Genomic DNA, 8,138 nt, shown 5'->3' with positions numbered 1-8,138 from the left:
ATGGCGCGGTCGTTGACCAGCAGCCTTCGCAGCAGGGGCAGGCGTGCATAGTTGGTGTCTTCCAGGGTGGCGATGGCCTGCTTGTACAACCCGGCGCTGACCAGATACTTGGCCTCCATACGTGGGATGTTGGCATCCGGGTCGTTTTTATAGGCCTCTTTGAGCTGTTGGATGGCCATGGTCAGATTCCCTTGCTGCACGGCCCAGAAATGCTTCTGATAGTGCAGGAATCCGGCGGCGATGCCGTCTTTTGCATAGGCGGGATTGCTCAGCAAGGTGTTGTCCAATCGCAGCCATCTTTTCGGATTCAAGGCGGGACAATGGCCGGTGCTGGCAAGCTTGCGCAAGGTTTCCATGTTGTTGAAACCGCCCCGGTCATAGGGGGCTGAGCGCAGCAGTTTCTCCAGCTGGTCTACACCCTCGCTGGTCAAACTACCCTGCATGCATTTGAGGTAGACCCGGTTTTCCGCAAGGGACGCATCTTTTGGATAGTGGGCTGCGGCCCTGTTGATGACGTCCAGCGCTGAATCCAGCTGTCCGTGCTTGAAAAGCCGTTGGGCAAGGAACGTCTGCGCGCGAATCGAGTCGGGCTGGGCGCTGGCCCAAGTGAGCGCCAGACTGTCCTCGGAGGCGTAGACTCGTGCACTCAATGCGGTGGTGAAACTGCATGCGGCAATCCAGAGCGCAAACAAGGCCAGTACCAAGTTACGCAGCGATCCCCTGGGCAGGCGGGCGATGGCCAGGGCCAGCGCCAGCACGATACCCACAAGCGGCATGTAGTTGCGGTGTTCGAAGTACAGTTCGAGCATGACGCTGGAACTTTCCAGCAACTGGCCACCCAGGTACCAGAGGATGGCCAGTGCAAGCAGCGGCCAACGGCGCAATCCCGCGAAGGCCACGCCAAGGAGGCCAAGAAGGGCAAGCAGAGCGGGCAGCGTGGTCCATGGCGACAGCAGGCCATGCGATACCGTGTATCCGTCGTGGTACAGGCCATAGATGCCAAAATGAGGCAGGAAGATCTTGCCGAGGTAATTGAACAGGATGCGCGGTTCGGTCAGCAGCCGCTCGCCGACCGTGAAATCACGGATGCCGGGATGTCCCCATTGCACCGGGATGCTCCACAACAGAAAGCCGAATACGAACAGGGTCACCGGCCAGATCAGGAAGCGACGCAGCCACAGGAGCTTGCTGGGAAGGTGCCGCACATTTGTACGCAGTAGCGTGGCGTCGAGGACCAACGCAAACAGGGGCAGCAGGATGCCGTTTTCCTTGCACAGGAACGACAGCCCCATGCAAAGGCCCAGTCCGATGACCATCCATAGTCCGCGCCGCAACGACGAAAGATGTTCGGCCAACAGTCCGCGCAAGTACGCCAGCAGGCCGAGCAGGACAAACATGCCCGCCAGCAGCGTCATGCGCTGCACCACCAGCACCACGCCAGCGAGCTGGATCGGGTTCAGCAGCCATGCCGCCATGGCCAGTCCAGCGGCCAGAAAAGCGCGTGCATCCAGTGCCTCCGGGTCGATTTTTTCGGCCAGCCACTTGCGTGCCAGTCGATGTACGAGCAGGTAGACCAGCACGCCATTGAAAAGGTGGATGCCCAGGTTGACCAGGCGGAACGCGAAGGGATCATCGGGCCAGGAGGCCTTCTGCAGCAGGAAGCTGAGCATGGCCAGGGGCCTGCCGGGAAAGCCTCGTGGTTGCGACAGGTAGATGCCCAGGTCACGCCAGCTTGAGAGGTGCTGGATACTGTCCAGCGCGCTCAGATTGGGAATGTCATCAAACAGGAAGGCGGCATGCAGGGAAGGCCAGTACAGCAATCCCGTGACCAAAAGCACCGCGAGGATGACAAGAAACCGGTATTTCATGGAAAAGCGTCTCGCTTGGGACCGGGCCAGTCCGTGATGTGCACGTCCGCACTATGCCCGAATCCGCCGTTATCTGGTTGCGGATGATGCTGGGCTTGCATCAGGGAAGTTTATGCGGTTTGCACATTGCTGTGATCTTAACGGCAGCTATGCGGCCGGATGTTGATCGGCGCGTCGCTGCTGCAGGTCCACTTGGTGCTGCCTCCGGTCGGATTCATGGTGAACACGACCTTTTTTCCGCGTAGTTTCTGGGCGACGGTATTGCTACGCATCATGGTGGTAATCACGCAGTTGGTGCCAGTGCCGGAGACGGTGGCCGAGGCGACGTATTTACCGCTGTAGCTTGCCGGGTTGAGGATGCCCCCAATGCCAACGCTCGGACAGGTGCCGGTCTCGTTTGCGTAGCTGGCGACATCGGCCTTCATGCCATCGACCGTAGTGAAGGCTTCACTGAGTTCGGACTTTGCCGTGGAGTCCTGGTAGACCGAGATGGCAATGGCAGAAAGGATCGAGACTATCGCGATCACGATCATCAGTTCTATCAGCGTGAAACCCGCGGTACGTTTCATATTGCCTTATCCCCGAAAAGGTTTGCCATAAGGGTAATAGCAAGTCCCATCCCATCTAGTTGTAGCAGCGAGTATCCTGTTCAAAGTCCCTGTCATGGATGTCCATCTGGACATCGAAAGCTTCCAAAAAGAAGCCCCTCGTGCGAGGGGCTTCAGGTATGGATCACCGGACCAGAACGCCTAGCCGGTTAATCTTAAGCAGGATCAGGGATTGTTGTTGCAAACATTCGGCTTGTACTTATTGGGAATGCCGCTGGCAGAACCCGGGTCGCAGACCCACGAGAAGGTGCCGCCATTGTCAACGCCCTTGAAGGTAACGGTCTTAGTACGCAGTGGCGCAGAGATCGAGCCGGTAGTGGACTTGAACGCGACGGTAATGATACAGGGAGCGGGACCGGCTACGGTGGTAACGCTTTGTACATATTTGCCTGCATAGCTGCCGGCTGCGGACACGCCGCCGGTGCCGTTGGCCGGGCACTGGCCGGCTTGGTTGTAGTACTCCACGATTGGCGTCTTCAGGCCGTCGGCGATGGTCTGCGACTCGGAGAACTGCGACTTGGTGATGTAATCCTGGTACTGCGGGATGGCGATGGCCGCCAGGATGGCGATGATCGCTACCACGATCATCAGTTCGATCAGCGTAAAGCCCTTTTGCGTTTTCATGGTGATTCCCTCGTGTAACTAGCTAGTGAAATGGTGTGCCCCCTGAGCCGCCGGTCCCGAATCCCCCTAGGCGGGATCGGCCCGCACCACTGACAGGAATGACCAGGAAGCTCACGTGGATTGCAGCACGAACCGTGCCAAGACCCACGAGGCCCTATTTCCGCACGTTTGCAGCCCCTTTGATTGTGGCCGCGGTCACGAAACGCCACAAACTGTGGGGTTCGGCCCGACATTGTGCTGGGAAAAGCCGTATTTTCTCTGTGAAATGTGACGCTTGAGGACACAAGATGCCAAAAAGCGTCACTTGTGAACTGCCCCTGAGCGCATGCCTGGTGGTTTGGTTCGTAGGTGGATGCACAAAAGTGCTTGTGGCTTGTCTGCCGATCACCAAATCATCGACGGCTCGGGGGCCCGCAAGATGCCAGCGCATGCAATTTGCGCCATGATGAGGCCATGTGGCCAAGTGGGGCTTGGCAGATGTCATTGATCAACACATGACGGGGAGCTTGGGGACATGAGGAACAAGGCTTGGTTTGCATGCGTGCTTGTGCTGGCACTCGTCAATGCACATGCTGCGGATACGCATCCATTCAACGTGCATGACCTGGTCATGCTCAAGCGCGTCAGCGATCCGCATCTTTCACCGGATGCATCCATGGTCGCCTTTTCGGTGCGCAGCACGGACTACGCGGCCAACAAGGGGCTGCACGCCATCGACACGCTGGATCTGGATCGTGCCGGGGCGACGCCGGTCAAGCTGGTCGACCAGGCCAGCAGCCCTCGCTGGTCCAGGGACGGCAGCCAGATCTACTTTTTGTCCCCGCGTTCGGGAAGCCGTCAGGTCTGGAAGGTACCGGCGCATGGCGGTACGCCGGTCCAGGTGACGCATTACCCGCTGGACGTGGGTACCTTCAAGCTTTCGCCCGACGGCATGCACATGGCCGTGACCATGGACGTGTTCACCGATTGCGGCACGCTGGCCTGCACGCGCCAGCGACTGGATGCGCGCAAGGCCGACAAGGCCAGGGGCAGGCTGTACAAGAAGCTGTTTGTGCGGCACTGGGATACGTGGTCGGATGGGCGCCGTTCGCAATTGTTCGTGGCCAGCCTGAATGCGCTGGGCGTGGCCGTGGGCGCGCCGGTGCGGGTCAGTCGCGGCATCGATGGCGACATCCCGTCCAAGCCGTTCGGTGATGCCGGCGAGTATGTGTTCTCGCCGCAGGGGCAGTCGTTGTATTTCGATGTGCGCATTGCCGGTCGCACGGAGCCATGGTCGACCAATTTCGATATCTACGTGGCGCCGATCACTGGTCTGGTGAAGCCGCGCAACCTGACCGCGGCCAACAAGGCCTGGGACGGTTGGCCCGTGCCGTCACCCGACGGTCGCTGGATGTATTACCTTGCGCAGAAGGTCCCCGGCTTCGAATCGGACCGCTTTCGCATCATGAAAATGAATCTTGCCACCGGCAAGACCGAGGAGCTGGACCAGGACTGGGACCGTTCGCCCGGAAACCTCAGCATCTCCAGTGACGGCAAGATCCTGTATGCGACGGCCGACGACGAGGGCCAGCATCCGTTGTTTGCCATCCATACAGACAGTGGCAGCGTGGATACCCTGGTCAGCGAGGGCAGTGTCGGCGGCTATGATCCTGCCCTGGCTGTCAATCGCATCGTGCTGGTGCGTGACAGTCTGACCCAGCCGGGTGACCTTTATACCGTGCGCGTGAACGGGGGCGACCTGAAACAGGTCACTGACATCAACCGCGCGGCACTGGCCCGTGTGAGCATGGGTCAGCCGCGCTGGTTCACCTTCGACGGCTGGCATAAACAGAGGGTGCAGGGGTATGTGGTCACCCCGGCCGATTTTGACAGCGGCAAGACTTATCCGGTGGCCTTCATTGTCCACGGCGGGCCGCAGGGTGCGATGAGCAACAGCTGGAGCTATCGCTGGAATCCGCAGACCTATGCAGGCCAGGGCTTCGCCGTGGTCACGATCAATTTCCACGGCTCCACCGGCTATGGCCAGGACTTCACCGATTCGATCTCGGGCGACTGGGGCGGCAAGCCGCTGGACGACCTCAAGGCCGGATGGAAGTACGCGCTCAACCACTACGGGTTCCTGGACGGCGATCGCGCCTGCGCCCTGGGGGCCAGCTACGGTGGCTACATGGTCTACTGGATGGCAGGTGTGTGGAACACGCCGTGGAAGTGCATGGTCGACCATGACGGCGTGTTCGACATGCGCATGATGTACTACGCCACCGATGAGTTGTGGTTCGAGGAGCACGAAAACGGCGGGCCGCAATACCGGGTGCCGGCCAACTACGAGAAGTTCAACCCGATCGATCATGTCGCTGACTGGCGGTTGCCGATGCTGGTAGTGCATTCGGCCAAGGATTTCCGCATTCCGCTGACCCAGGGCCTGGGTGCATTCACCGCGCTGCAGCGGCGCGGCATTCCCAGCGAGTTTCTGACCTTTCCCAACGAGAACCACTTCGTGCTGACGCCACACGACAGCGTGCAGTGGCACGACACGGTCAACGCCTGGCTCAAGCGCTGGACACCCAAGGCGCCTGAAACGGACGACAAGACCAATCCGGTGAAGACCAACTTCAAGTGAGACGGTCATGGGCCGACGGCAGCGGTGAGGAGGATTTGCGGGCCGGATTTTACGTTGCCCAGGTCTGATCCCCGCCTCCCGGAAGGGATTCCCTTCGGGCACAGCATCCCCCTGCTGTGTGGCCGCTGGCAGTGTTCGTAGGTTCGGTGGCGCGATGCGGTGTATGTGCTTTGGCCTCCACCCCCGATCTCAGGGGGATGGAGGTGGGGTGCAGCTTGTCAGAGCTGCCCCATCAGCAGCTGCACGCCCAGGCTGCTGAAGGCGACGGCGGCCCATACGCCCAGGCCGAGCAGGATCGGTTTTGCGCCGGTGGAGGCCATGCGGCGCAGGTCCGAGGACAGGCCGATGGCAGTCAGCGCGATGATGATCATGAACTGGGCCGCGTCGTGGATGTACGGCGCCCATGCGTGCGGGATCAGCCCGGCGCTGTCCAGCGCGGCGGCGACCACGAACCAGGCGATGAACCATGGAAAGATGCGGCGCAGGCTGAAGTCGCTGCGTCCGTGTTTGCGGTGGCGGCGGATCTCGATGGCGGCGAGCACCAGACAGACCGGAATGATCAGGGTCGCACGGGTCAGCTTGACGATGGTGGCGTAATCGCCGGCGGCCTTGCTGTAGGTGTACCCCGCGGCGACCACGGACGAGGTGTCGTTGATGGCGGTGCCCGCCCACAGGCCGAAACCGTGCGCACTCAGATGCATCAGGTGGCCCAGTGTCGGAAACAGCAGCACGGCAACCAGGTTGAACAGGAAGATCGTGGAGATCGCAAAGGCGGTCTCGTGTTCGTCCGCGCGCACGATCGGGGTCGCGGCCGCAATCGCGGATCCACCACAGATGGCGGTGCCAATGCCGATCAGCAGCTTCAGCCGTGAGGGGATGCCCAGCCATTTGCCGAGTAATGCGGCCGAAACAAACGCAGCTGCGACCGTGACCGCGGTGACTTCAAGCGACGAGGCCCCGGTACGCACGACCTGATCCAGGCTGAGGTTCAGACCGAGCGCCACGATCGACCATTGCAGCACCTGCTTGCCCGCGAACTTGATCCCGGGTTGAAACTGCACACGGGGTGCGCGCGTGTTGCGCACCAGAATACCCAGCACGATGCCGAATACGGGACCACCCACCAGCGGCCACGTATGCCCCAGGCCAAGCGCGAGCAGGGCAATGACGCTGGCCAGTGCAAGCCCGGGCCAGATCGAGGCCTGCGCGGATGCGCTGTTGCGCCCAGATTCGATTTGGGTGGTGGTGGCGAGCTGCTGCATGAGCGTCAGGAAGCAGGGATAAGAGCGGATATTGTGGCGGTCGAACAATGAAAGTAATATTGATTAATAATTATCAAACAAATAAGAAAAACTGATGATAAGTTTCAGCCCCCGGCAACTCGAGGCGTTTGCCGCCGTGGCCATGCATGGCAGCGTGCGCGCGGCTGCCGAACATCTGCACCTGACCCAGCCGGCCTTGAGCATGGCCCTGTCCGAGCTGGAACGGCATCTGGATACGCGGGTGTTCGATCGCGAGCGTGGTCGCCTGCGGCTCAACGAACAGGGACGGGAATTGCTGCCTCGGGTGCGTGAGATCCTGGATCGCATGCAGGCCCTGCAGGACTGGGCGGGAGCAGTGAGCGGCCAGTTGCAGGGCGAACTGAACCTGGGCGCCAGCAACACGGTGGGCAACTATCTGGTCGGCGAATTGGTCGGCGATTTTGTCGCTCGACATCCGCAGGTGACCTTGCAGTTGCGCGTCGCCAATACCGACGCCATCGTGGGTGACGTGCTCGCGCATCGGCTGGATCTGGGGTGCGTGGAGGGTCCGGTAACGCATCCGCGGCTGGAGCGATTGCCGTGGCGCGAGGATGAATTGGTGGTCTGTTCCCGACCGGACCATCCGCTTGCACGCCGCAGGCGCTTGCGGGCGCGGGACTTTAACGGCATGGGCTGGATCCTGCGTGAGCCCGGGTCGGCGACGCGGGCCCTCAGCGAGACCGTGCTGGCGCAGTTGCCCGACGCAAACGTGGTCATGGAACTGGGCCAGGTCGAGGCGATCAAGCAGGCGGTGAGTGCCGGGCTCGGCATCGCCTGCCTGCCGCGCGTGGCAGTCACGGAAGCTGCGCTGGCAGGCCGACTTGCAATCTTGGATACGCCATTCCTGGACATGCGCCGGCAGCTATCTCTGGTCATGCACAAAGCGCGGTATCACGGCCAGGTCATGCGGGCCTTTCTGGAAAGCGCGCTTCCGGAACCTGACAAGCCCACCCCGTAGCCCGGATAAGCAAAGCGCATCCGGGGATGCCGCACCCCGACCACACAAGCCACATCCTGCGACGGGCCACATGGGCAGGATCCGCACAAGCCGCGTGAAGCGAGGGCCGCGCGGCACCCCATCCCGGATGCGGCCGTTGGCCTTATCCGGGCTACGCCG

At 61.2% G+C, this 8,138-nt stretch carries 6 protein-coding genes; 2 read left to right on the top strand and 4 right to left on the bottom strand.

Annotated elements, in window-relative coordinates; genetic code table 11:
- The 3 genes from PF446_RS00310 to PF446_RS00300 all read right to left on the bottom strand — a co-directional run.
- Nucleotides 1-1,868 (bottom strand): hypothetical protein (locus tag PF446_RS00310; protein ID WP_298068560.1); only part of this gene is annotated, 1,868 nt, incomplete at its 3' end.
- 137 nt (nucleotides 1,869-2,005) lie between these two features.
- Nucleotides 2,006-2,437, bottom strand: a complete 432-nt coding sequence (locus PF446_RS00305) for a pilin (protein WP_298068558.1) — start codon at nucleotides 2,435-2,437, stop codon at nucleotides 2,006-2,008.
- Nucleotides 2,438-2,641: 204 nt separating this feature from the next.
- Nucleotides 2,642-3,100, bottom strand: a complete 459-nt coding sequence (locus PF446_RS00300; protein WP_298068556.1) for a pilin — start codon at nucleotides 3,098-3,100, stop codon at nucleotides 2,642-2,644.
- A 514-nt stretch (nucleotides 3,101-3,614) separates the two neighbouring features.
- On the opposite strand from PF446_RS00300, the gene PF446_RS00295 reads away from it, so the two are divergent.
- Nucleotides 3,615-5,720 (top strand): S9 family peptidase, encoded by a 2,106-nt coding sequence (locus PF446_RS00295; protein ID WP_298068555.1) that lies wholly within the window; start codon nucleotides 3,615-3,617, stop codon nucleotides 5,718-5,720.
- A gap of 218 nt (nucleotides 5,721-5,938) precedes the next feature.
- Here PF446_RS00295 and PF446_RS00290 read toward each other — a convergent pair whose 3' ends face one another.
- Entirely contained in the window at nucleotides 5,939-6,982 is a 1,044-nt protein-coding gene (locus tag PF446_RS00290; RefSeq protein WP_298068553.1) for a YeiH family protein, read from the bottom strand.
- Nucleotides 6,983-7,076: 94 nt separating this feature from the next.
- On the opposite strand from PF446_RS00290, the gene PF446_RS00285 reads away from it, so the two are divergent.
- Nucleotides 7,077-7,979, top strand: coding sequence for a LysR substrate-binding domain-containing protein (locus PF446_RS00285; protein WP_298068550.1), 903 nt, complete (start codon nucleotides 7,077-7,079; stop codon nucleotides 7,977-7,979).
- Nucleotides 7,980-8,138 lie beyond the last annotated feature (159 nt).

Origin of the sequence: Oleiagrimonas sp., from assembly GCF_027858935.1 — a bacterium.
Classification (GTDB): domain Bacteria; phylum Pseudomonadota; class Gammaproteobacteria; order Xanthomonadales; family Rhodanobacteraceae; genus Oleiagrimonas.
This window is presented reverse-complemented; position numbering and strand designations above follow the sequence as displayed.

What these genes read in the sequence shown, in the direction of transcription:
- PF446_RS00300 (WP_298068556.1), bottom strand. Translation starts at nt 3,100, where the DNA reads ATGAAAACGCAAAAGGGCTTTACGCTGATCGAACTGATGATCGTGGTA.
- PF446_RS00295 (WP_298068555.1), top strand. Translation starts at nt 3,615, where the DNA reads ATGAGGAACAAGGCTTGGTTTGCATGCGTGCTTGTGCTGGCACTCGTC.
- PF446_RS00285 (WP_298068550.1), top strand. Translation starts at nt 7,077, where the DNA reads ATGATAAGTTTCAGCCCCCGGCAACTCGAGGCGTTTGCCGCCGTGGCC.
- PF446_RS00305 (WP_298068558.1), bottom strand. Translation starts at nt 2,437, where the DNA reads ATGAAACGTACCGCGGGTTTCACGCTGATAGAACTGATGATCGTGATC.
- PF446_RS00290 (WP_298068553.1), bottom strand. Translation starts at nt 6,982, where the DNA reads ATGCAGCAGCTCGCCACCACCACCCAAATCGAATCTGGGCGCAACAGC.